Annotated in this window: 17 protein-coding genes and 1 tRNA gene; 9 read left to right on the forward strand and 9 right to left on the reverse strand. The window is 72.6% G+C overall.

Annotation, left to right across the window (positions count from 1 at the left end; translation table 11 throughout):
- Both ABFX46_RS06075 and ABFX46_RS06080 read right to left on the reverse strand, forming a co-directional pair.
- Nucleotides 1-960: an ROK family protein gene (locus ABFX46_RS06075; RefSeq protein WP_346040342.1), complete on the reverse strand. Its 960-nt coding sequence runs from the start codon at nucleotides 958-960 to the stop codon at nucleotides 1-3.
- Nucleotides 957-2,150, reverse strand: coding sequence for an FIST signal transduction protein (locus ABFX46_RS06080; RefSeq protein ID WP_346040692.1), 1,194 nt, complete (start codon nucleotides 2,148-2,150; stop codon nucleotides 957-959). The genes ABFX46_RS06075 and ABFX46_RS06080 overlap by 4 nt, the downstream gene beginning before the upstream one ends.
- Before the next feature lie 156 nt (nucleotides 2,151-2,306).
- Here ABFX46_RS06080 and ABFX46_RS06085 point away from each other — a divergent pair, with 156 nt between their 5' ends.
- From ABFX46_RS06085 to ABFX46_RS06095, 3 genes are read left to right on the forward strand one after another with little or no spacing between them, the layout of a single operon-like run.
- Nucleotides 2,307-3,743, forward strand: a complete 1,437-nt coding sequence (locus ABFX46_RS06085) for a sigma 54-interacting transcriptional regulator (protein ID WP_346040343.1) — start codon at nucleotides 2,307-2,309, stop codon at nucleotides 3,741-3,743.
- A 38-nt stretch (nucleotides 3,744-3,781) separates the two neighbouring features.
- A complete protein-coding gene (locus ABFX46_RS06090) occupies nucleotides 3,782-5,878 on the forward strand; it encodes a vWA domain-containing protein (RefSeq protein ID WP_346040344.1) in 2,097 nt (698 codons plus the stop codon).
- 18 nt (nucleotides 5,879-5,896) lie between these two features.
- Nucleotides 5,897-6,463, forward strand: coding sequence for a hypothetical protein (locus tag ABFX46_RS06095; protein WP_346040345.1), 567 nt, complete (start codon nucleotides 5,897-5,899; stop codon nucleotides 6,461-6,463).
- A 30-nt stretch (nucleotides 6,464-6,493) separates the two neighbouring features.
- On the opposite strand, the gene ABFX46_RS06100 is transcribed toward ABFX46_RS06095, so the two are convergent.
- Both ABFX46_RS06100 and ABFX46_RS06105 read right to left on the reverse strand, forming a co-directional pair.
- Nucleotides 6,494-7,627 carry an alpha/beta hydrolase gene (locus ABFX46_RS06100; protein ID WP_346040346.1) on the reverse strand — a complete coding sequence of 378 codons (1,134 nt, stop codon included), beginning with the start codon at nucleotides 7,625-7,627 and terminating at the stop codon, nucleotides 6,494-6,496.
- An 80-nt stretch (nucleotides 7,628-7,707) separates the two neighbouring features.
- Nucleotides 7,708-8,856: a cystathionine gamma-synthase gene (locus tag ABFX46_RS06105; RefSeq protein ID WP_346040347.1), complete on the reverse strand. Its 1,149-nt coding sequence runs from the start codon at nucleotides 8,854-8,856 to the stop codon at nucleotides 7,708-7,710.
- A gap of 153 nt (nucleotides 8,857-9,009) precedes the next feature.
- On the opposite strand from ABFX46_RS06105, the gene ABFX46_RS06110 reads away from it, so the two are divergent.
- Entirely contained in the window at nucleotides 9,010-11,172 is a 2,163-nt protein-coding gene (locus tag ABFX46_RS06110; RefSeq protein WP_346040348.1) for an MMPL family transporter, read from the forward strand.
- Between the two features lie 135 nt (nucleotides 11,173-11,307).
- Here the strand turns inward: ABFX46_RS06110 and ABFX46_RS06115 are convergent, their stop codons facing one another.
- Nucleotides 11,308-12,687: a cystathionine beta-synthase gene (locus tag ABFX46_RS06115; RefSeq protein WP_346040349.1), complete on the reverse strand. Its 1,380-nt coding sequence runs from the start codon at nucleotides 12,685-12,687 to the stop codon at nucleotides 11,308-11,310.
- Nucleotides 12,688-12,870: 183 nt separating this feature from the next.
- Between ABFX46_RS06115 and ABFX46_RS06120 the strand changes: the two genes are divergently transcribed.
- The 3 genes from ABFX46_RS06120 (at nucleotide 12,871) to ABFX46_RS06130 (ending at nucleotide 15,922) form a co-directional block, all read left to right on the forward strand.
- Nucleotides 12,871-13,983, forward strand: a complete 1,113-nt coding sequence (locus ABFX46_RS06120) for an SGNH/GDSL hydrolase family protein (protein WP_346040350.1) — start codon at nucleotides 12,871-12,873, stop codon at nucleotides 13,981-13,983.
- Between the two features lie 289 nt (nucleotides 13,984-14,272).
- Nucleotides 14,273-15,493, forward strand: coding sequence for an acetyl-CoA C-acetyltransferase (locus tag ABFX46_RS06125; RefSeq protein ID WP_346040351.1), 1,221 nt, complete (start codon nucleotides 14,273-14,275; stop codon nucleotides 15,491-15,493).
- A gap of 201 nt (nucleotides 15,494-15,694) precedes the next feature.
- Nucleotides 15,695-15,922, forward strand: a complete 228-nt coding sequence (locus ABFX46_RS06130) for a DUF4287 domain-containing protein (RefSeq protein WP_163052925.1) — start codon at nucleotides 15,695-15,697, stop codon at nucleotides 15,920-15,922.
- Nucleotides 15,923-16,057: 135 nt separating this feature from the next.
- Here ABFX46_RS06130 and ABFX46_RS06135 read toward each other — a convergent pair whose 3' ends face one another.
- From ABFX46_RS06135 to ABFX46_RS06145, 3 genes are all read right to left on the reverse strand, one after another.
- On the reverse strand, nucleotides 16,058-16,870 hold the full coding sequence (locus ABFX46_RS06135) for a Bax inhibitor-1/YccA family protein (protein WP_346040352.1): 813 nt from the start codon (nucleotides 16,868-16,870) through the stop codon (nucleotides 16,058-16,060).
- 365 nt (nucleotides 16,871-17,235) lie between these two features.
- Nucleotides 17,236-17,308, reverse strand: a tRNA-Leu gene (locus ABFX46_RS06140).
- 164 nt (nucleotides 17,309-17,472) lie between these two features.
- Nucleotides 17,473-18,879, reverse strand: coding sequence for an NAD(P)/FAD-dependent oxidoreductase (locus ABFX46_RS06145; RefSeq protein ID WP_346040353.1), 1,407 nt, complete (start codon nucleotides 18,877-18,879; stop codon nucleotides 17,473-17,475).
- Between the two features lie 213 nt (nucleotides 18,880-19,092).
- Between ABFX46_RS06145 and ABFX46_RS06150 the strand changes: the two genes are divergently transcribed.
- Entirely contained in the window at nucleotides 19,093-19,749 is a 657-nt protein-coding gene (locus ABFX46_RS06150) for a DUF4232 domain-containing protein (RefSeq protein ID WP_346040354.1), read from the forward strand.
- 111 nt (nucleotides 19,750-19,860) lie between these two features.
- Here the strand turns inward: ABFX46_RS06150 and ABFX46_RS06155 are convergent, their stop codons facing one another.
- Nucleotides 19,861-20,682, reverse strand: coding sequence for a uracil-DNA glycosylase (locus ABFX46_RS06155; protein ID WP_346040355.1), 822 nt, complete (start codon nucleotides 20,680-20,682; stop codon nucleotides 19,861-19,863).
- Between the two features lie 138 nt (nucleotides 20,683-20,820).
- Here ABFX46_RS06155 and ABFX46_RS06160 point away from each other — a divergent pair, with 138 nt between their 5' ends.
- Entirely contained in the window at nucleotides 20,821-21,606 is a 786-nt protein-coding gene (locus tag ABFX46_RS06160; protein WP_346040356.1) for a DUF2510 domain-containing protein, read from the forward strand.
- Nucleotides 21,607-21,641: the final 35 nt, after the last annotated feature.

Below are 21,641 nucleotides of genomic sequence, written 5' to 3' on the forward strand. Positions count from 1 at the left end.
TCAGCCGGCACTCCAGTAGCGGTCCTGCGCGTACACCAGGGCGGCCGCGCCGACGAGCCCGGCGGTCTGCCCGAGGGCGGCCGGGACGATCCGGGCGCGGCGCGCGAAGTCCATCCGGGCGTGCGTCCGGAACGCCTCGTCGAGGGGGTCGAAGAGCAGCGGCCCGGCCTGCGAGAGGCCGCCGCCGATCGCGGCGACCTCCAGGTCGCACAGGTGGGTCGCGGACGCGATCGCGATGCCGATGGCGCGTCCGGCGCGCCGCATCGCCGCCCCGGCGACCGGATCGCCCCGGCGCGCGTCGGCGGCGAGCTCGACGCCGGTGAGGTCGGAGCCGCCCTGCCGCCACCCCTGCCGCCGCGCCCAGTCGACCAGGCCCGGCCCGCGCGCGATCGCCTCCAGGCAGCCGCGCCCGCCGCAGGCGCACGGCGGCCCGTCCGGTTCGACGACGACGTGCCCGATGTGCCCGGCGTTGCCGCTGGCGCCGTTGACGAGGCGGCCGTCGAGGATGAGCCCGCCGCCGACCCCCGTCGACACGACCATGCCGAGGACGTTGTCGTGGCCGCGTCCGGCGCCGAGCCAGTGCTCCCCCGCCGCGACGCAGATCGCGTCGTTGTGGATGCGGACGGGCAGCCCCGGATGGCGGGCGCGGAGCCGCTCGCGCAGCGGGAAGCCGCGCCACGCCGGGATGTTCAGCGGGGACACCTCCGCGGCGGGCCAGGTCATCGGCCCGCCGCAGCCCGCGCCGACGCCCGCGAGCGGCGGGTCGCCGGCGTCGGCGGCGACCTTGTCGAGCAGGGCCTCCAGCGCCCGCCACAGCTCATCGCCGTCCACGCCCGGCTCGTTGGGGGTGGGGGCGCGGTCGTAGGCGGCGATGCGCCCGTCCGGTTCGACGAGGGCGGCGGCCAGTTTCGTCCCGCCGATGTCGATCGCGAGGACGGGGCCGTCGATCGGGTCGCTCAAGAGTCCTCCGCACGGCCGAACGCGAGGATGGACGCGGTGAAGCCGTGCACGTGGTTGCGCCCCGAGACGGGGCCGATCTCGCCGGCGGCGAAGAACCCGCCGACCCCGGCCGGGCCGAACGCGCGGTCGAGGACCTTCGCGTCGTGGTCGGAGTCGGGGAACATCGCCTGGCCGCGCCCGTTGCAGGAGAACAGCAGCGCGCCCTCCACCGGCGCCAGGTCGAACCGTTCGAGCAGCGCGGCGAGGTCCTCCTCGGCGGCGCCCGCGTCCCGGACCTGGAACCGGACGGTGCGGCCCACGTCGACGACGTCGCCGATCGCGATGGCGCCGCTGTCGGTGTCGGCGCCCACCACGCCGCGGACGAGGAAGTCGCCGTGCTCGTGCTCGTCGGCGTACTCGTTCATCGCGACGCCGATGAGCAGCCCGCGGCCGGCGAGCTCCTGCTCGTCCTCCGGCAGGCCGAGGACGATCTGCTCCAGCTTCTCCAGCGCGGGGACGCCCGCCAGCTCGTAGAGGACGTTCTCCTCCGCCTTCGTCACGACCATGTCGGGCCCGATCGGGCGGGCGCCCTGGCTGACCACGGTCGCGGCGGCCACCGGCCCGCCGATCACCACGCCGACCGCGCCGTCCCCGTAGACCTCGCCGCCGACGAACAGCCGCGCCTGGCCGCGTCCCGGCTCGCCGGTCAGCCCCTCCTCGCCGGGGCCGGCGCTCTCGGCGAGGCCGCCGACCAGCGGAAGGCCGGGCAGGGCCTCGTCAGAGCGCTCCACGAAGGCGTCCACGGGGAAGCTGTACGGGTCGGCGAGCAGCACGCCGACGACGTCGTCGTCCTGTCCCTCCGGCATGCCGACCACGACGAGGCGGTCGTCGGCCTTGAGGGTCTCCAGCCGGAACGCGTCGAGCCGCGCGCCGGGCAGCACCGCCGCCCACGCGCTGACCGCGCCGCGCTCCTCCACCCCGCGCCCGGCGCCGATCACGCCGGACGCGCTGCAGCCGAGCAGCATCGCCGGGCCCGCGGCCCGCTCCGCGGCCACGGCCGCCGCCTCGATCTCGTCCGGGTCGTCGCCCGTGACGAACACGCACACCAGGTCGGGCGCCGCGCTGAGCGGGGCGAGCGCCTGCTCGACCGCCGACTCGGCGGCGCTGGACAGGTCGGGCCCGAGGGCCAGGCCATCACCGAATCGCGCCATCGGCGCCGCCTCCCTCACTGCGTTCACCGGCTCCGTTCACACTCTCAGTGTCCCCCGCCGGAGGCGCTCCACCCAAACGTCATCGAGACGGGCCAACCGGACGAATCCAGGGGCGGAGGGTGCGATTCCGCGGGACGGCGACGTAGTGTCGGTCGCGTGCGTCCATCCACACCCCGTGAAACGACACGCTCTGGAACAACGCTGGGCGAGCTGCGCAACAGCGGCCACGTGCAGCTCTCGGTCAAGGCCGAGATCCGCCGCAACCTCCTCGACCGGCTGCGCTCGGGGGAGCCGCGCTTCCCCGGCATCCTCGGGTTCGACGACACCGTCCTCCCCCACCTGGAGCGCGCCCTGCTCGCCGGGCACGACCTGGTGCTGCTGGGCGAGCGCGGCCAGGGCAAGACGCGGCTGATCCGCACCCTGGCCGGGCTGCTGGACGAGTGGACGCCCGTGGTCGCCGGTTGCGAGATCAACGACCACCCGTACGCGCCGGTGTGCGTGCGCTGCCGGCGGCTCGCCGCCGAGCTGGGCGACGCCCTGCCGGTCGAGTGGCTGCATCGCGACGACCGCTACGGCGAGAAGCTCGCCACCCCCGACACCAGCGTCGGCGACCTCATCGGCGACGTCGACCCGATCAAGGTGGCCGAGGGCCGCACGCTCGGCGACCCCGAGACCGTGCACTTCGGGCTCGTCCCGCGCACCAACCGCGGCGTCTTCTCCATCAACGAGCTGCCCGACCTCGCCGAGCGCATCCAGGTCGCGCTGCTGAACGTGCTGGAGGAGCGGGACGTGCAGATCCGCGGCTACGCGCTGCGGCTGCCGCTGGACGTGCTGCTCGTCGCGTCCGCCAACCCCGAGGACTACACCAACCGCGGCCGCATCATCACCCCGCTGAAGGACCGCTTCGGCGCGGAGATCCGCACCCACTACCCGCTCGAACTGGACGCCGAGCTCGCGCTGATCCGGCAGGAGTCCGACTTCGCCGACCTCGCCGGGCTGCCCGCCGAGGTGCCCGACCACCTGATCGAGGTGATCGGGCGGTTCACCCGGCTCGTCCGGGAGTCCACGGCGGTGGACGCGCGGTCCGGCGTGTCGGCGCGGTTCGCGCTGGCCGGCGCGGAGACCGTCGCGGCGGGCGCGGTGCGGCGCGCCGCGCTCACCGGCGAGGAGCACGCCGTCGCGCGGGTCTGCGACCTGCCCGCGGTCGTCCCGTCGCTGATGGGCAAGGTCGAGTTCGAGGTCAGCGAGGAGGGCCGCGAGCAGGAGGTGCTGGAGCACCTGCTGCGCCGCGCGGTCGCCGAGACCTACCGGCGGACGCTGGGCGCCGCCGACCTGACCGGGCTGCTCGACAAGTTCGACTCCGGCGAGCGCGTCGAGTCGGGCGAGCTGGTGCCGGCGAACGAGCTGCTGCGCCGCATCGGCCACGTCCCCGGCCTCGCCAAGATCATGGAACGGCTCGGGCTGAGCGGGGAGTCCCCCGGGCAGGCCGCGGCCGCGCTGGAGTTCGCCCTGGAGGGGCTGTTCCTCACCCGGCGGCTGTCCAAGGACACCGCCGAGGGCCGCTCCGACGGAACGGCCACCTACCGGACCTGACCGTCCGGACCTGAGGTCTCCACGCGTAAGGAGCTTCGATGAGCCGATATCGCTACGGGGCCTACGAGGACGGGCCCGACCCGCTCGCGCCGCCGTACGACGTCCGCGACGCCCTCGACGCGATGGGCGACGCGGTGCTGGACGGCACCCGCCCCGACGACGCGCTGCGCGAGCTGCTGCGCCGCGGCCTGCCCGGCGCGCAGAACCGGCGCGGGCTCGACGACATGCTGCGCCGGGTGCGCGAGCGGCGCCGCGCGCTGCGCGACCGGGGCCGCCTCGACGGCACGCTGGAGCAGGCCCGCGCGCTGCTGGACACCGCGATCGGGCAGGAGCGGGCCGAGCTGTTCCCCGACCCGGGCGACGACGCGCGGCTGCGCGAGGCGGAACTGGACGCGCTGCCGTCCGACACCGCGCAGGCCGTCCGCCGGCTGTCGGACTACGAGTGGCGGTCCGACGCGGCCCGCCGCACGTTCGAGCAGCTGAAGGACCTGCTGCGCCGCGAGGTCCTGGACGCGCAGTTCCAGGGCATGAAGCAGGCCCTGGCGAACCAGGACCCGGCCGCCATGGAGCGGGTCAAGGACATGATGGCCGCGCTCAACGGGATGCTGGAGCGCGACGCCCGCGGCGAGCACACCCAGGACGACTTCGACCGGTTCATGGAGCAGTACGGGGACATGTTCCCCGACGATCCGCAGAACCTCGAAGAGCTCGTCGACGCGCTCGCCCGCCGCGCCGCCGCGATGGACCGGCTGCTCGCCTCGCTCAGCCCCGAGCAGCGCGCCGAGCTGGCCGGGCTGATGGAGCAGGCCATGCAGGACGCGGGCCTCGCCATGGAGATGACGCGGCTCGGCGACGCGCTGCGGGCCCGCCGCCCCGACCTCGGCTGGGGGCAGCCGGAGCAGATGACCGGCGACGACCCGCTCGGCATGGGCGACGCCACCACCGCGCTCGCGGAGCTGGCCGACCTCGGCGACCTGGAGGCCGCGCTCGGGCAGGACTACCCCGGCGCGCGGCTCGACGACATCGACGAGGAGGCCGTCCGGCGCGCGCTCGGCCGGCAGGCCGTCGACGACCTGGACGCGCTGCGCCGCATCGAGAAGGAGCTGGAGCGGCAGGGCTACCTGCGCCGCAACCGCGGCAAGCTGGAGCTGACCCCGAAGGCGGTGCGGCGGCTCGGCGAGACCGCGCTGCGCCGGGTGTTCGCCCAGCTCGCCTCCGGCCGGCAGGGCGACCACGACCAGCGCGACGCCGGGCAGGCGGGCGAGCTGACCGGTGCCAGCCGGGAGTGGCGGTTCGGCGACGAGCAGCCGCTCGACGTCGTCCGGACGGTGAGCAACGCGATCCGCCGCAGCGCCATGGACGGCGGCACCGGCCTCACCGCGCGACCGTCGCTCGCCAAGGTGGCCGAGCCGAGCACCGCCGAGGTCGTGGAGATCAACGGCGGCGTGCCGCGGCAGGGCGGCGGCGTGGAACCCGCTGACGCGGCCCCCGGCGGGGTGGGGTCCGGTGGTGTGCGACTCGGCGTGGACGACTTCGAGGTCCACGAGACCGAGCGGCGCACCGGCGCGGCCGTCTGCCTGCTGGTCGACCTGTCGTACTCGATGGTGCTGCGCGGGACGTGGGCCGTCGCCAAGCAGACCACGCTGGCCCTGCACACGCTCGTGACCGGCAAGTTCCCGCAGGACGCGATCCAGATCATCGGGTTCTCCAACTACGCGCGGGTGCTGCACCCCGAGGAGATGGCCGGGCTCGACTGGGACATGGTGCAGGGCACCAACCTGCACCACGCGCTGATGATCGCGGGACGGCACCTGGACCGGCACCCCGACTTCGAGCCGATCGTGCTCGTCGTCACCGACGGGGAGCCGACCGCGCACCTGCGCCCGGACGGCCGCTCGCTGTTCGACTACCCGCCGTCCACCGAGACCCTCGTCCTCACCCTCGCCGAGGTCGACAAGATGACCCGGCGCGGCGCCACCATGAACTTCTTCATGCTCGCCGACGACCGGCGGCTCGTGTCGTTCGTGGAGGAGGTCGCGCGGCGCAACGGCGGCCGGGTCTTCGCGCCCGACGCCGACCGCCTCGGCGAGTACGTCGTCAGCGACTACCTGCGGGTGCGCCGCGGCCGCCGCTGAGGGGTTAGTGTCGGCGGCATGTCGACATCCGATCGCATCCTGCTGATCCTGCACATCGGCTTCGCGATCTTCACGCTGGGGCCGCTGACCGCCGCGACCATGTCCACCCCGCGCTACATCCGCAAGCGCAACGTGGCCGTGGTCCGCTTCCTCAACTGGACCACGCGCGTCTACGGCCTCGCCGCGCTGGGCATCTTCCTGTTCGGCCTGGGCCTGGCCGACGGGAACTTCGCGCAGGTGTGGCTGACGGTGTCCATGACGCTGTTCATCGTCGCGCTGGTACTGCTGCTGATCGTCGAGCGCGACCAGCGGAAGGCCGCGCATCTGCTGGAGCTCGCGGCGGCCGAGGAGGCGCGCACGGCGGTGGCCGTCCGCCCGGACGCCGACGCCGCGGACGCGGGCGCCACCGAGGCGGGCACCGCGGAGGCCGCGGAAGGCGACGAGAAGGCCGCACAGGCCACCGCCGCCCCGCCCGCCGCCGGCGGCGAGATCGCGCAGGTGGAGCGCGGCCGGGTGGCCGCCATCTCCGGCGTCATCGCGCTGCTCTGGCTGGTGATCCTCGTCCTGATGGTCTGGAACGGCTGAACCGGCCGTGCCCTAGCCGGTCGCAGGGCCCTACTCGGCGGGCTTCAGGTGGCTCTTGAGCCAGCTCACGATCGTCGGGTAGGTGTGCTCGTCGCTCAGCATCTGCGTGGCGTGCATGTCGCCCTCGACCGTCTTCACCGTGCTCTGGACGCCGGACGCGCGCAGCGCGGCCGCCAGCCCGGTGCTCTGCGCGACCGGGACGAAGTCGCCGGTGGCGTGCATGAGCAGCATCGGCGCGTCGCCCGGTGAGACGTGCGTGACGGTGCTGGCGTCGTCCACGCGCGGCCAGCAGTCGGTCTCGATGCCGGCCTCGGGTTCGGTGCCGGCGCCGGCCTCCGTCCCGGTCGGGGCGCCGGGCACGCAGCCCATGAGGTCGACCACGGCACGGCGCAGCTTGCGCTGGGTGTTCGAGGCTCCGGGCTTCGCGCCGTCCTGGTAGGCGAGGTAGGGGTTGTTGGGCGGCGACAGCGCGACCACGGTGCGGACCTGCCGGGTGCCCGTGCCGAGCGTGCCGAGCTGGGTGGCGAGCTGGCCGCCCGCCGACGAGCCGACCACCGCCACCCGGGCCGGGTCGGCGTTCCACAGCTTCGCGTGCCGCTTGACGAAGGCGAGCGCGGACATCGAGTCGTCCCGCTGCGCCGGCCAGTGCGCCTTGGGCGCGAGCCGGTAGTTCGCCGACAGGACGACGAACCCCTCCTCGGTGAGCCGCCGCGCGAAGTACTTCCAGCCGCCGCCCTTGTCGCCCTGCAGCCAGTAGCCGCCGTGCAGGATCAGCACGACCGGGCGGGGCACGGCCCGGGGACCGGTGTCGCGCCAGTACGCGTCGATCTTCTGCGCGGCGGCCTTCCCGTAGGCGTAGGTGCGGAACTTCGGCAGCTCCGGGGTGACCATGACGGCCTGCGCGGTGACGGTGCCGTCGGGCTCCCCGTCCGGGGCGCCCTGGCCGTCCTCGGGCAGCGTCGTGGAGGACGCCGACGGCGACTCCGTCTCCGGGGCACCGCTCTCCGGACCGCCCGACGGCCCCGGCTCCCCGGTCGCGGGCTGCGACGGGGCGGCCGACGACGGAGTCGGCGCCGGGGCGTTGGCGTGGGCGCCCATGGGGACCGCCACGGCGGAGACACATGTCGCGGCGAACGCCGCCCCGCACACCAGAACCTTGCGCACCCTGAGGCCCTCCTTCACGAACCTGGCGCGCCGAGTATAGATGTTTTGATCAAGTAGGGGCGGGAATGGTCAGCTGGTTCTCAGCCGAGCGCCTGCTCCAGATCGCGCCGCAGGTCGTGCGCGTCCTCGATCCCGACCGACAGTCGCACCAGGTCGGAGGGCACTTCCAGCGGCGACCCGGCCGCCGATGCGTGCGTCATCCGGCCCGGGTGCTCGATCAGCGACTCGACGCCGCCGAGCGACTCGCCGAGCGTGAACAGCTTCGTCCGCTCGCAGACCCGGACGGCGGCCTCCTCCGACTCCATCCGGAACGAGACCATGCCGCCGAACGCCTTCATCTGCTTGGCGGCGACATCGTGGCCGGGGTGGCCGGGCAGCCCCGGGTAGAGGACCTCCCGGACGGCCGGGTGCCGCTGCAGCATCTCCACGATCCGCTCCGCGTTCGCGCAGTGCCGGTCCATCCGCACGCCGAGCGTCTTGATGCCGCGCAGCGTGAGCCAGGCGTCGAACGGCCCGGCGACGGCGCCCATCGCGTTCTGGTGGAACGCCAGCCGCTCGCCGAGGTCGGGATCGGCGACGATGAGCGCGCCGCCGACGACGTCGGAGTGCCCGCCGATGTACTTGGTGGTCGAGTGGACGACCGCGTCCGCGCCGAGCTCCAGCGGGCGCTGCAGGTACGGCGAGGCGAAGGTGTTGTCGACGGCCAGCAGCGCGCCCGCGTCGTGCGCGACCGCCGCGAGCGCGGCGATGTCGGCGATGCCGAGCAGCGGGTTGGTCGGCGTCTCCACCCAGATGATCTTCGTTTCGGGGCGGACGGCGGCCCGCACCGCGGCGATGTCGCCGAGCGGCACCGGGTCGAAGGTGACGCCCCACGGCGCGGCGACCTTCGCGAACAGCCGGTAGGTGCCCCCGTAGGCGTCGTTCGGGATGATGACGTGGTCGCCCGGCCGGCAGACGGCGCGCAGCAGCGCGTCCTCGGCGGCCAGCCCCGACGCGAACGCCAGCCCGCGCGCTCCGCTCTCTATCTCGGCCAGGCATACTTCCAGCGCGGTACGGGTCGGGTTGGCCGACCGGGAGTACTCGTAGCCGCCGCGGAGGCCGCCGATCCCGTCCTGCTTGTAGGTGGAGACCTGGTAGATCGGCGTGACGACCGCGCCGGTGGCGGGGTCGGGCTCCTGTCCCGCGTGGATGGCCAGGGTCTCGAACCCGTGCTGAACCTCGTTGTCCATGGGTACGAGGCTATCCAGCGCCCGCCCCTCCTAGAGGAGGAGGTGCTCCCCCGGAGGTATCAGCCTTCATTTCGGCGCTCAGGGTGACCCCAAGGGCCCGCGTGATCTCTACCGTTTTAGAGGTATCCCAACGACCCTGATTAAGGAAGCCCCATGTTCGCTCGGCTCGCGCGCTTCGTCGTGAGACACCCGTGGTGGACGATCGTGGCGTGGCTCGTGGCCGCAGTCGTGATCATCGCCTTCTCCCCCAAGCTCACCACCGAGTCCGACCAGGGCGACTTCCTGCCCTCGAAGTACGAGTCGGTCCAGGCGATGCAGATCGCCGAGAAGGCGTTCCCGCAGCAGGAGGACACCTCCTCGCTGATCGTCGTGAAGCGGTCGGACGGGCAGCCGCTGACGGCCCAGGACACCGCGAAGGTGACCGAGGCCGCCAAGTCGCTGAACGCCGACAAGCCGCCGACGGTGCTGAACTTCCTGACCGGCCCGCAGACCGTGGCGCCGAACAAGGCCGTCCAGGTGATCATGGTGCCGATGCAGGGCACCTCGATGGCCGACAGCGAGAAGCAGGGCGACGCGGTCAAGGAGATCCGCAAGGACCTGCCGGCGCTGCTGAAGGGCAGCGGCATGGAGGCCAAGGTCGGCGGTGACGTCGCGAGCTTCGTCGACAACGAGGACTCCTTCAACCAGTCCTTCGAGATCGTCGGCATCGCGACCTTCGTGCTGATCATCGGCCTGATCCTGCTGATCTTCCGGGCCCCGCTGGCGGCGGTGCTGCCGATCATCGTGATCACGGTGACGATGCAGGTCTCGATGGGCCTGATCGGCGTCGCCTCGAAGATCTTCGACTTCTCCGGCGACGACAGCCTCAGCACCATCATCCTGATCGTGCTCTTCGGCATCGGCGCGGACTACTACCTGTTCCTGATGTTCCGGTTCCGGGAGCGGCTGCGGGCCGGCGACGACAAGAAGACCGCGATGATCACCGCGGTGGAGCGGGTCGGCGAGGTCATCTCCTCGGCCGCCGCCGCCATCGCCGTCACGTTCCTGGTGCTGCTGCTCGCGACGTTCGGCGTGTTCAGCGCCTGGGGCCCGTCCCTCGCCATCGCCGTCATCGTGATGGGCATCACCTCGCTGACGCTGATGCCCGCGCTCGTGTCGCTGCTCGGCACCGCCGTGTTCTGGCCGTCCAAGGCGTGGAAGAAGCAGCCGAAGGGCTCGATCTCGCAGGCCATCGGCCGGGGCGTCGGCAAGCGCCCGGCGGTCGCCGCCGCCGCGTCCGGCCTCGTGCTGGTCGTCCTCGCGCTCGGCGCGCTCGGGTTCAAGGCCGACTACGACTTCGCCGCCGGCTTCCCGCAGGACACCGAGTCCGCGCAGGCGACCAAGGACATGGAGAAGGGCTTCCCGCCCGGCCTGACCACCCCGGTCCAGGTGTTCATCAAGTCCGACGGCGGGCAGCCGGTCAGCGAGCAGCAGCTCGCGTCCTTCAGCCAGGCGGCCAAGACCGCGCCCGGCGTCGGCGCGGTGCAGCAGCCCGTCCCCGGCCAGGACAAGTCCGTCGTCCGCGTCGACCTGATCCTCAAGGAGAACCCCGCGTCCAACGAGGCGATCAGCCTGGTCAAGGACGACCTGACGCCGGCCGTGCACAAGGCGGCGCCGGAGGGCACCCGCGCCTACGTCGGCGGCTCGACGGCGATCTTCGCCGACATCAACGCCGTCAACAACCGCGACCTGTCGGTGATCCTGCCGGTGGCGGCGGTGCTGATCGCGCTGATCCTGGCGCTGCTGCTGCGCTCGGTCGTCGCCCCGCTCTACCTGGTGGTGGCCGTCCTGCTGGGCTTCGCCGCGACGCTCGGCTCCGCGGTGTACGTCTTCCAAGGCGGGATGGGCGAGGCCGGCGTCACCTTCCAGCTGCCGATCATCCTCTACCTGTTCGTGCTGGCCATCGGGACCGACTACAACATCCTGATGACCGCGCGGCTGCGCGAGGAGGCCAAGGAGGGGCACAGCCCGCGGGAGGCCGCCGCGCTGGCCGTCCACCACGGCGGTCCGACGGTCGCCGCAGCGGGCCTCATCCTGGCCGGCACGTTCTCGGTGATGATGCTCGCGCCGGTGTCGATGCTCCAGCAGATGGGCTTCTCCGTCGCGATCGGCATCGCGCTGTCGGCCTTCGTCATGTCGATGTTCCTGGTGCCGGGCATCACCGCGATGCTGGGCCACCGCGCCTGGTGGCCGGGGCACGCCGACCGGCCGCAGAAGCAGCCGGTCGGCCCCGCCGACACGCGCGAGGACTACGTCCCCTCCGGGTTCCGCCAGTAGGAGCCCCCTGGACGCCGGGTTGCGGAGCACGGCCCGAAACGCCGCCCACCGGCCGGCTCCGCAACCCGGTATAGAGAGAAACGAGAGCGCCGGAGACCGCATCAGGTCTCCGGCGCTCTCGCGCGTGGGCGGGGGTCAGCCGGTGGTGGCGGACGCCAGGAAGGACAGGAGGTCCTGGCGGGTGACGAGGCCCTTGGGCTTGCCGTCCACGAGGACGACCGCCGCGCCGGACTTCTCCAGGACGCCGACGGCCTTGCTCACCGGCTCGCCGTAGCCGAGCGTCGGCAGCGGCGGCGACATGTGCAGCTCGACCGGCTCGGACATCTTCGCCTCGCCCTTCACCATGACGTCGAGCAGGTCGGTCTCGCCGACCGAGCCGACCACCTCGGCGGCCATGACCGGCGGCTCCTCCTTCATCACCGGGACCTGCGACACCTCGTACTCGCGCATGATGGCGATCGCGGTCTGCACGGTCTCGTGCGGGTGGACGTGCACGAACTCCGGCAGCGTCCCGCCCTTGCGGGTGAGCACCTCGCCGACCCGGGCCTCCTCGCTGTGCGGGGTGAGGAAGCCGTAGTCGGCCATCCAGCCGTCGTTGAAGATCTTGCCGAGGTAGCCGCGGCCGCCGTCCGGCAGCAGCACCACGACCACCGCGTCGGGACCCGCCTTCTCCGCGACGCGCAGCGCCGCGACGACGGCCATCCCGCAGGAGCCGCCGACGAGCAGCGCCTCCTCGCGGGCGAGCCGCCGGGTCATGAGGAAGGAGTCCTTGTCGGACACCGCGATGACGTCGTCGCAGATGTCGCGGTCGTAGGTCTCGGGCCAGATGTCCTCGCCGACGCCCTCGGTCAGGTAGGGGCGGCCCGAGCCGCCCGAGTACACCGAGCCTTCCGGGTCGGCGCCGATGATCTGCACCTTCCCGCCGGAGACCTCCTTGAGGTACCGGCCGGTGCCGCTGATCGTGCCGCCGGTGCCGATCCCCGCGACGAAGTGGGTGATGCGGCCCTCGGTCTGCTCCCACAGCTCCGGGCCGGTCGTCTCGTAGTGCGACCGGGGGTTCTCCGGGTTGGTGTACTGGTTCGGCTTCCAGGCACCGGGGATCTCGGCGGCGAGCCGGTCCGAGACCGAGTAGTAGGAGTCGGGGTGCTCGGGGTTCACCGCCGTCGGGCAGACGACGACCTCGGCGCCGTACGCGCGCAGCACGTCGATCTTGTCCTTGCCGACCTTGTCGGGGCAGACGAAGACGCAGCGGTAGCCGCGCTCCTGCGCGACGATGGCGAGCCCCACCCCGGTGTTGCCGGAGGTCGGCTCGACGATCGTGCCGCCCGGCCGCAGTGCGCCGGACTTCTCGGCCGCGTCGATCATGCGGACCGCGATGCGGTCCTTCACCGATCCGCCGGGGTTGAAGTACTCCACCTTGGCGAGCACCTGCGGCCGCAGGCCGTCGGTCACCTTGCGCAGTCGAACGAGCGGGGTGTTGCCCATCAGTTCGACGAGCGAGTCGTGTACGTGCACCGCGACTTCCTTGTCGGTTCAGTGTTGATCTGAGCATCGCGTCCCCGATCCGCCGACGGTAGCGCGGCGGAGCGGACGCGGCTCCGGAAGGTTTCCCGTTTCCGACGTTAGCCGAGATCCACGGGGCAGGCATCAAAGCATCGGCGGGCGGGTAGGTAGTTAATCACGGAGGGTCAGCGCACCATGTTGAGAGCATTCACCGCGCGCCGGATCGCGGCCGCGGCGGCCTACGGCGGCGGCGGCATCACCGCGATCGGCGGCGTCACCTTCGGGCTCATCGTCGTGGAGGCGAGGCTCGCCCGCAGGATCATCCAGGCGACGCCCTACGGCGATCCGCCCGCGGCCGACGGCCTGTACGGCGAGCAGTTCGGCGGCGAGCCCCTGTCGCTCGCCATGCTCGGCGACTCGACCGCCGCCGGGCTCGGCGTCCACACCCCGGCGGAGACGCCCGCCGCCCGGCTCGCCACCGGGCTCGCCGGGATCGCCGGGCGCCCCGTCCGGCTGACGAACGTGGCCCGCTCCGGGTCCCGGTCGCAGGCCCTCGGCGGCCAGCTCGACCAGGCCCTGCAGGTCCGCCCGGACATCGCCGTCATCATGATCGGCGCGAACGACGTGACCGGCCGGGTCTCCCCCGCCGAGTCCGTCCGCCACCTGTCGGACGCGGTCGCGCGGCTGCGCGCCGCGGGCGGCCAGGTGGTCGTCGGCACCTGCCCCGACCTCGGCTCGGTGAAACCGCTGATGCAGCCGCTGCGGTGGTTCGCGCGGCGCGCCTGCCGCCAGCTCGCCGCGGCGCAGACGATCGCCGTCATCGAGCACGGCGGCCGCTCGGTGTCCCTCGGCGACCTGCTCGGGCGCGAGTTCGCCGCCGACCCGCTGTCGATGTTCAGCGAGGACCGCTACCACCCGTCCGCCCGCGGCTACGCCGCCGCGGCGGCGGCCATCCTGCCGTCGGTGGCGGCCGCGCTCGGCCTCGAGCCCGACCTGCCCGGCGAGACCGCCCGCCCGGTGTCGCTGGCCGCCGCCGAGGCCGCCGAGCGCGCCGGGACGGAGGTCACGGGCGCGTCCGTGGCCGGGGACGACCGGGGGCCGCGGGGCCGCTGGGCCACGCTGCGCTACCCCCTGCACCGCCCGCTGCGCCGGGCCCTGGGCCGCCGGCTGTCCACCGGCATCGCGGCGGTCGGCGCGATCGCCCCGGCGCGCCTCGCGGCGCGCTGCTCGACCGGCCTGTCCGAGGCCCGCAGCCGCCTGCGGGCGCGGTCGCGCCGCGCCGGGCTGCCGGCGGCCGAGCATGGCTAGCGGCCGGACGCGCACGCGCGCCGGCCGGTCCGCCGCCCGCGCTTGCGCCGGACCGGCCGGTGGCGTGGCCTCCAGGGTCGGCCCGCCGGCGTCCCGGACGCATGGGGCGAACGTCACCGGGAAACCGGGATTCGCCGCAGGTGAGCGGCGTAAGTGAAGACTTATTGGACTCGCCGTCCATAAAGCCGGGGGGTCGGCGTGTACGGACCCGCCGCCGGCGGTTAGATTGGCGACGTGACCGGTGAGTAGGTTGACATCTTTTCGGCCGCTGAGACAGGAGACACCCGCTATGCCCGAGGCAGTCATCGTCGCAACCGCGCGCTCGCCCATCGGCCGCGCCTTCAAGGGCTCGCTGAAGGACATCCGGCCCGACGACCTCACCGCCCAGATGATCACCGCCGCGATGGCGAAGGTCCCGCAGCTCGGCCCGGACCAGATCGACGACCTGCTGCTCGGCTGCGGGCTGCCCGGCGGCGAGCAGGGCTACAACATGGCCCGCGTCGTGTCCGTCCTGCTGGGCTGGGACAACGTGCCCGGCGCCACCATCACCCGGTACTGCTCGTCCTCGCTCCAGACCACCCGGATGGCGCTGCACGCGATCAAGGCCGGCGAGGCCGACGTCATCGTCTCGGCGGGCGTGGAGACCGTCAGCCGGTTCGCCAAGGGCAGCAGTGACGGCCTGCCCGACACCCAGAACCCGCTGTTCGCGGACGCGCAGGCCCGCACCGCCAAGGCGGGCGAGGGCGGCGCGCCGGTGTGGCACGACCCGCGCGAGGACGGCACGCTCCCCGACATCTACATCGCGATGGGGCAGACCGCCGAGAACGTGGCCGGGCTGCGCGGCGTCAGCCGGCAGGCGCAGGACGAGTTCGGCGTCCGCTCGCAGAACCTCGCCGAGAAGGCCCTCGCCAACGGCTTCTGGGAGAAGGACATCACCCCGGTGACGCTCCCGGACGGCAGCGTCGTCGCCAAGGACGACGGCCCACGGCCCGGCACCACCTACGAGAAGGTGTCGCAGCTCCAGCCGGTGTTCCGCCCGGACGGGACGGTCACCGCGGGCAACTGCTGCCCGCTGAACGACGGCGCCGCCGCGGTCGTCGTCATGAGCGACACCAAGGCCGCCGAGCTCGGCATCACCCCGCTCGCCCGGATCGTGTCGACCGGCGTCACCGGCCTGTCCCCCGAGATCATGGGGCTCGGCCCGGTGGAGGCGTCCCGCAAGGCCCTGGCGAAGGCCGGCATGACGATCGGCGACATCGACCTCGTGGAGATCAACGAGGCCTTCGCGGCGCAGGTGCTGCCGTCCGCCGAGGACCTCGGCATCGACCACGACAAGCTGAACGTGAACGGCGGCGCGATCGCGGTCGGCCACCCGTTCGGCATGACCGGCGCCCGCATCACCTCCACGCTCATCAACGGGCTCAAGTTCCACGACAAGCAGTTCGGTCTGGAGACCATGTGCGTGGGCGGCGGCCAGGGGATGGCGATGGTCCTGGAGCGCCTCTCCTGACGGATTCCCCGTGAATTCGCGCGGTGGCCCGTGCGGTACGGCCTTCCCGGCCGTCCCCCGGGCCACCTGCGCTTTTCCGGGGAATATCCCCGCTAAAAATGATCTACGTAACGCAAAAGATAGGTCCCCGTTAGGGTCTTGTCACATGCGGAGACGTGTTGCAGAGTCAGCAGGAAGAGCCCCGCGACCTGGAGGTGCCAATTGTCACTGAACCACTCGCCGGAGACGCACAGCAAGCTGATCGCCCGCATTCCGCAAGTCACAGGACGTGACATCCCCGAGTGGTTCACCACCATCGAGAACGGTCCCTCGTTCACCCGCTGCGAGGAACGCAGCAGCTGGCTGGCCGACGAGCACAACCTCTCGCACGGCTACGCCGCCGCGCTGGTGCGCGAGCACGAGCGCACGCGCCGCGCGCGGCACTACTGAGGGCCGCACCCAAGAACCCGGTGGGATCCCGCCAGCGGACGCCCCCGCCGTCGTGCCACCGTGCACGACCATGGCGCAGAGATCCCACATGGATCAGCCCCGCACCGTCCGGCGCGGGGCTGATCATTGTGGCGGCTAGTCGCGTCCGCTGAAGTAGCTGAGCAGCCGCAGGATCTCCAGGTAGATCCACACGAGGCTGAGCACCAACCCGAACGCGCAGTACCAGGCGAACTTCTCCGGCGCCCCCTGGCGGACGCCCTGCTCGACGGCGTCGAAGTCCAGCAGCAGGAAGAAGCAGCCGACGAGGATGGCGACGACGCTGAAGATGTAGGCGAGCGGGCTGCCCGGGTCGCGGATGCCGATGCCCTGCTCACCGCCGAACAGGTACACCACCATGTTGATGAGCATCAGCCCGATGAGCGCGGCGCCCGCGGCGATGGCGAACTTGGCGAACTTCGGCGTCACCCGCACGATGCGCAGCGCGTAGACGGCGAGCGTGGCGCCGAACGCCAGCGCGGTGCCGACGACCGCCTGGAACACGACGCCGTGGTAGAGGTCGTTGTAGGCGTGGCTGATGATGCCGACGACGATCCCGTAGACCGCCGCGAACGTGAGCACCAGCGGCGCGTTCGCCTTGCGGCCGAACGTGATGAACGCCCAGATCCCGATCTCGGCGATGAGCGCCACGACCAGGACGGGGGCGGCCATCTCGACCGGCACCAGCGCCCAGGCGAGCGCCGCGGTGACCACCAGGGCGGCCAGGGTCAGGAACCCGCGGACGACGACGTCGTCCATGGTCATCGGCCGGGTCGCCGGCGGCGCGTACCCGGCGGCCCCGTACTGCTCAGTACCGTACTGCTGTGCTCCGTAGCCGGGTGCGCCGTAGGCCGCACCCCCGGCCCGCGGGTCGAAGGCGTTCCCCCGGAACGCGGGGTTTCTGCTCTCCATCAGGTCTCCACTGTCGGCCGACGTGACCCCCCAGTCTAAACGCGAACCCCCGCCATGATCAGCCCACATCCCCCCGATCCAAGCCGCCGCGCCGCAGGGTCCACGGCCCCACTCACCGCAACCCCGCACAAACGCGGCGGCAGAGCCGCCACACCAAGAGTTCCACCGCCCACCCACCACACCCCCGCACCAAGCCACAGCGAAACCGCCGCGCCGCACGGTCCACGGCACCGCTCACCGCAACCCCGCACAAACGCGGCGGCGAAGCCGCCGCATCGGGGGTTCCAGGGGGTCGCCCCCCTGGGCAAACACCGCGGGCCCCCGCGAAGCCGATCGAAGATCGGCGAGCATGGCGAGCCGCCACGTGCCCCTGGTCGGACTCGAACCGACACAATGGCTCTTTTAGGGAGCCTGCCTCTGCCATTGGGCTACAGGGGCGGCGTCATCATATCGAGTCAGAGGCTCGCAGCGGCGCGTCCTTTCACGGGGTGCGGGCACACGGCCGGGTCCGGCCAGTTCGACAAGAGCTGTCAAGGCGCGTCGAAGGCAGACGGGCGGGCCACTGGATGTCCTCTCACCCCGGCTTACCTCGGCGTACGGGTTCACGCGCCCACGTTCTCGCGGGACCGTCCGGCGGCGAGTTCGAATTCCTTGCGCGGCCGTTCCAGTTCGGCGAGGGAGATGATTTCGCGGCGGAAGAAGAGCGCGAGCGTCCAGTCCATGGTGATGCGGAACTTGCGGTTGGCGGTCGGCATCCGCGACAGGTGGTAGGTGCGGTGCATGACCCATGCGGGGAGGCCGCGGACCTGCAGCCCGTAGACGTTCGCGACGCCCTTGTGCAGGCCGAGGCTGGCGACCGAGCCGACGTAGGCGTGCTTGTACGGCTTCCGCGGTTTCCCGCGCAGGTCCGCCACGATGTTGTCGGCGAGGCGCTTGGCCTGCCGCACGGCGTGCTGGGCGTTGGGCGCGGTGAACTCGCCCTTCCCGCTGAGGTCGGGGACGGCGGCGTTGTCGCCGGCCGCGTACACGTTCGGGAGCCCTTCGACGGTGAGTTCGGCGGTCGCCTTGACGCGTCCCTTGTCGTCGATCGGGAGGTCGCTGTTCTGGACGACGGGGTGCGGTTTCACACCGGCCGTCCAGACGAGGGTTCCGGCGTCGAACTCCTCGCCGTCGCTCAGCACGATGTGGCGATTCTCGGCCGATTTCAGAAGCGTCTTCATCTTGACCTCGATGCCGCGGCGGCGCAGGGCGTCGGCGGTCCAGCGGCCCATCTCGGGTCCCACTTCGGGCAGGATCCGGTCGGTCGCCTCGACCATCACCCAGCGCATCTCGCCGGGGTCGATGTTCGGGTACCACCGGCAGGCGTCCCGGGCCATGTCCTCCAGTTCGGCCATGGCCTCGATGCCCGCGAATCCGGCGCCGACGAAGACGAAGGTCAGCGCGCGCCTGCGGACCCGCTCGTCGCCGGGATTGGCGGCGGCGATGTCGAGCTGGTGCACGATGTGGTTGCGCATGAAGATCGCCTCTTCGACGGTCTTGAAGCCGATCCCGCATTCGGCGAGCCCGGGGATGGGCAGCGTCCGCGAGATCGAGCCGGCCGCGACGACGAGGACGTCGTAGGGGACGTCCCGTTCGGCGACGCCGTCGGTCCGGGTCCCGGCCGGGCAGATGGTGACGCGCCGGGCCGCGTTGTCGATCCGCGTCACGAACCCGTTCACGATCCGGCAGCGGTTCAGGACCTTGCGCAGCGGTGCGACCACGTGGCGGGGCTCGAGGTTTCCGGCCGCGGCCTCGGGAAGGAAGGGCTGGTAGGTCATGTAGGACTGGGGATCGATGACGGTGACGGCGACCTCGCCGCGGCGCAGTTCCGCGCGGAGCTTCTTCTGCAGGCGCAGTGCCGTGTACATGCCGACGTACCCGCCGCCGACGACCACGATCTGCCTGACGGACCCGCCGCCGCGCCCCGAGGCGACCGCGGGCCCGCTCGTCCGAGTTGTTGTTGAAGGCATGTCGGTGCCGATACCCGCCTGCCCGCGGCGCGAACTTCGCGCCCCGATCCGGCATCTCACCGGATGTACCACCAGAAATGAGACGGCGGGGACAGGGCCGGACGGGGGCGCCAAGCGGCCGCGGGCGGCGGACCGGGACAGGGGCCGGTCACCACGCCACGGCCGCTTGGCCAAGGCCCTGCCCCGTCGTCGCTCCTCACCGGGGGACGCACCATGCGACGACTGATCTGGGGGACGCTGGCCGCCACCGCCATCACCACCGCGCTCGCCGGATGCGGGTCCAGCTCGAATGCGGGCCATGCGTCGTCCAGCGGCGGCACGGCGCCGACGCGGGCGGCCACGTCCGCACCGGCCGAGGCACCGAGCCCGGGGGCCGCCACCCCGGGCAACGGGACGAGGAGCGGCGGCGGGACGTCCGGCGCCACGGGTTCCGGCAACGCCGCAGGACGCCCGCACTGCACCAGTGGGATGCTCACCGCCTCGCTCACCGACCTCGGCGCGGCGGCGGGCAACCGCTACGCGACGCTCGTCCTGACGAACACGTCGGGGAAGCACTGCACGACCGGCGGCTGGTCGGGTCTCCAGCTGGCCGGCGCGGACGGGACGATCCCGACGAACGTCGTCCCCGAGGGCACCGCGCGCACGATCACGATCTACAACGGCGGCCACGCCTACGAGCGGCTGCACTGGGGGGTCGTCCCCGCCGGGGACGAGCCGGACACCGACCGCTGCGAGCCGGTTCCGAGCACGCTCAAGGTGATCCCGCCCAACGACACCGAGCAGATCGCCGCCGGCTGGACCTACGGAGCGGTCTGCCGGCACGGCCGGATCCGCCTCCAGCCCCTCACAACGACCCCAGAACCCCGCTGACAGCCGCCGACTCCGTTGACCTGCGGCGTGTTGTTGTTATGAGCGTCCGCATAACAACAACACGCCGCAGGTCAACGTTGGGGGGAACCCGGGTGGTGTTCGTGGGCCGCGTTAGTCGTAGTCGCGGGCGCGGGTGAGGACTGCGTCCAGCATTGCCTCGGTTACCCGGCCGGTGAAGGTGTTCTGCTGGCTCGGGTGGTAGCAGCCCAGTAGCAGGACGGGGTCGCGGCGGGCCACCGAGGGCGGCGGCGCCAGTTCCGCCTCCGCGCCGTGGCCGAACTTCGGCCGGGGCCGCGGCACCCCGTATCCGGCCTGCTTGAGCGCGGGCCACACGCCCTGCCAGGCGAACCCGCCGAGGCACAGCACGCAGCGGACGCTCGGCGCGACCATCTCGACCTCGCGGGCCAGCCACGGCAGGCAGGTGGTGCGCTCCAGCGGCGTCGGCTTGTTGTCGGGCGGCGCGCAGCGGACGGTCGCCGCCATCCGCGCGCCGATGAGCCGCTGCCCGTCCCCCGCGTGGACGCTGGTCGGCTGCGCCGCGAGCCCCACCCGGTGCAGGGACGCGAACAGCCAGTCGCCGGACCGGTCGCCGGTGAAGATGCGCCCGGTGCGGTTGCCGCCGTGGGCCGCGGGGGCCAGCCCGACGATCAGGATGCGCGGCTCCGGGTCGCCCCATCCCGCGATCGGACGCCCCCAGTACTCCTCGTCCGCGAACGCGCGGCGCCGCTGCACGGCGACCTTCTCCCGCCACTCCACGAGCCGGTCGCAGGCGCGGCACACCGACTGGCGGGCGCACAGCTCGTCCAGATCGGGCGCCTTCGCGGCCAGCTCGACGACCTCCCCGGTGCCGTGGGCGACGGGGGTGTCCGGTGTCGCGGGGTCCTCCGGCCATCCGGATCCGGGCGGCACGAAGGGAGCGTTGGCGGTGGGCATACCACCGATCGTCCCACGCCGGGCCCGGTGGCCGGGTTCCGCCCATGGCGGGTGCGGACCGGGCCCGGTCGGTACGATGCGTTCGCCGGTCGGGGAGGCGGGTGTCCGGCGCCGCCATGGGCCAAGCGGGAGGCAGGAGTGTCGCAACCGGGCTGGTACCCCGATCCGTACGGCACCGGAAGCCTGCGCTGGTGGGACGGCCGGATCTGGACCGAGCGCCTGAACCCCGAGCCGGACCGTCCGCCGCGCCTGCACCCGCCGAGGACGCCCAGCGAACCGGTCCGCGAGGAGACCGCGGCCCCCTACGTGAGCCCCTACGCGGCACCGCACGCGCGGCCCACCTGGGAGCGTCCCCCGTCCGTGCGGGCGCTGGACGTGAACGTGCACGGCCTGAACCTGTACGCCGACGACCAGCTCGTCGCCTACGGGGACGCCTCGCTCACCTGGCCGCGGGTGGAGTGGGTGGCGTACTGGGCGGCCGAGCGCCCGGCCGGTTCCGGCCACCGCACCGGCGCGCAGCAGTGGATCTTCCAGGCGGGGCGGTTCCCGTTCCGCGGCGGCCCCCGCGTCGAGGTGGTCATCGAGCCGGACGCCGTGCCGGGCGTGGACGGCGAGCCCGAGCACGTCTGGGGGCGGCTGATCCAGCTCTGCCAGGAGCACGCCGAGCGGCGGCTGGTCGCCGAGCTGGCGCGGCACGTCCGGGCCGGGGAGTCGGTCGACGTGGCGCAGGGGCTGACCGTCCATCCGGGCGGCGTGCGCGGCAACCGGGTGTCGCTGAGCTGGTCGTCGATCTCCGGCGCGACCGTCGACCGGGGCCGGGTCTGGATCCAGCAGGCCGCGAGCAGCTCGCCGATCCTCTACGTCCCGCAGCAGAACCCGAACGCGGTGCTGATCCCGGCGCTGCTGGCACTGCTCAAGCACTGAGCCGCCGCTCAAGCAGTGGGCCGCCGCTCAAGCGG

The organism is Actinomadura chokoriensis, from assembly GCF_039529475.1.
GTDB lineage: Bacteria > Actinomycetota > Actinomycetes > Streptosporangiales > Streptosporangiaceae > Spirillospora > Spirillospora bangladeshensis.

Excerpts from the sequence above, each read along its gene's own strand:
- ABFX46_RS06135 (WP_346040352.1), bottom strand. The coding sequence starts at position 16,870 with ATGGAGAGCAGAAACCCCGCGTTCCGGGGGAACGCCTTCGACCCGCGG.
- ABFX46_RS06125 (WP_346040351.1), top strand. The coding sequence starts at position 14,273 with ATGCCCGAGGCAGTCATCGTCGCAACCGCGCGCTCGCCCATCGGCCGC.
- ABFX46_RS06120 (WP_346040350.1), top strand. The coding sequence starts at position 12,871 with ATGTTGAGAGCATTCACCGCGCGCCGGATCGCGGCCGCGGCGGCCTAC.
- ABFX46_RS06145 (WP_346040353.1), bottom strand. The coding sequence starts at position 18,879 with ATGCCTTCAACAACAACTCGGACGAGCGGGCCCGCGGTCGCCTCGGGG.
- ABFX46_RS06090 (WP_346040344.1), top strand. The coding sequence starts at position 3,782 with ATGAGCCGATATCGCTACGGGGCCTACGAGGACGGGCCCGACCCGCTC.
- ABFX46_RS06155 (WP_346040355.1), bottom strand. The coding sequence starts at position 20,682 with ATGCCCACCGCCAACGCTCCCTTCGTGCCGCCCGGATCCGGATGGCCG.
- ABFX46_RS06105 (WP_346040347.1), bottom strand. The coding sequence starts at position 8,856 with ATGGACAACGAGGTTCAGCACGGGTTCGAGACCCTGGCCATCCACGCG.
- ABFX46_RS06110 (WP_346040348.1), top strand. The coding sequence starts at position 9,010 with ATGTTCGCTCGGCTCGCGCGCTTCGTCGTGAGACACCCGTGGTGGACG.
- ABFX46_RS06150 (WP_346040354.1), top strand. The coding sequence starts at position 19,093 with ATGCGACGACTGATCTGGGGGACGCTGGCCGCCACCGCCATCACCACC.
- ABFX46_RS06080 (WP_346040692.1), bottom strand. The coding sequence starts at position 2,150 with ATGGCGCGATTCGGTGATGGCCTGGCCCTCGGGCCCGACCTGTCCAGC.
- ABFX46_RS06095 (WP_346040345.1), top strand. The coding sequence starts at position 5,897 with ATGTCGACATCCGATCGCATCCTGCTGATCCTGCACATCGGCTTCGCG.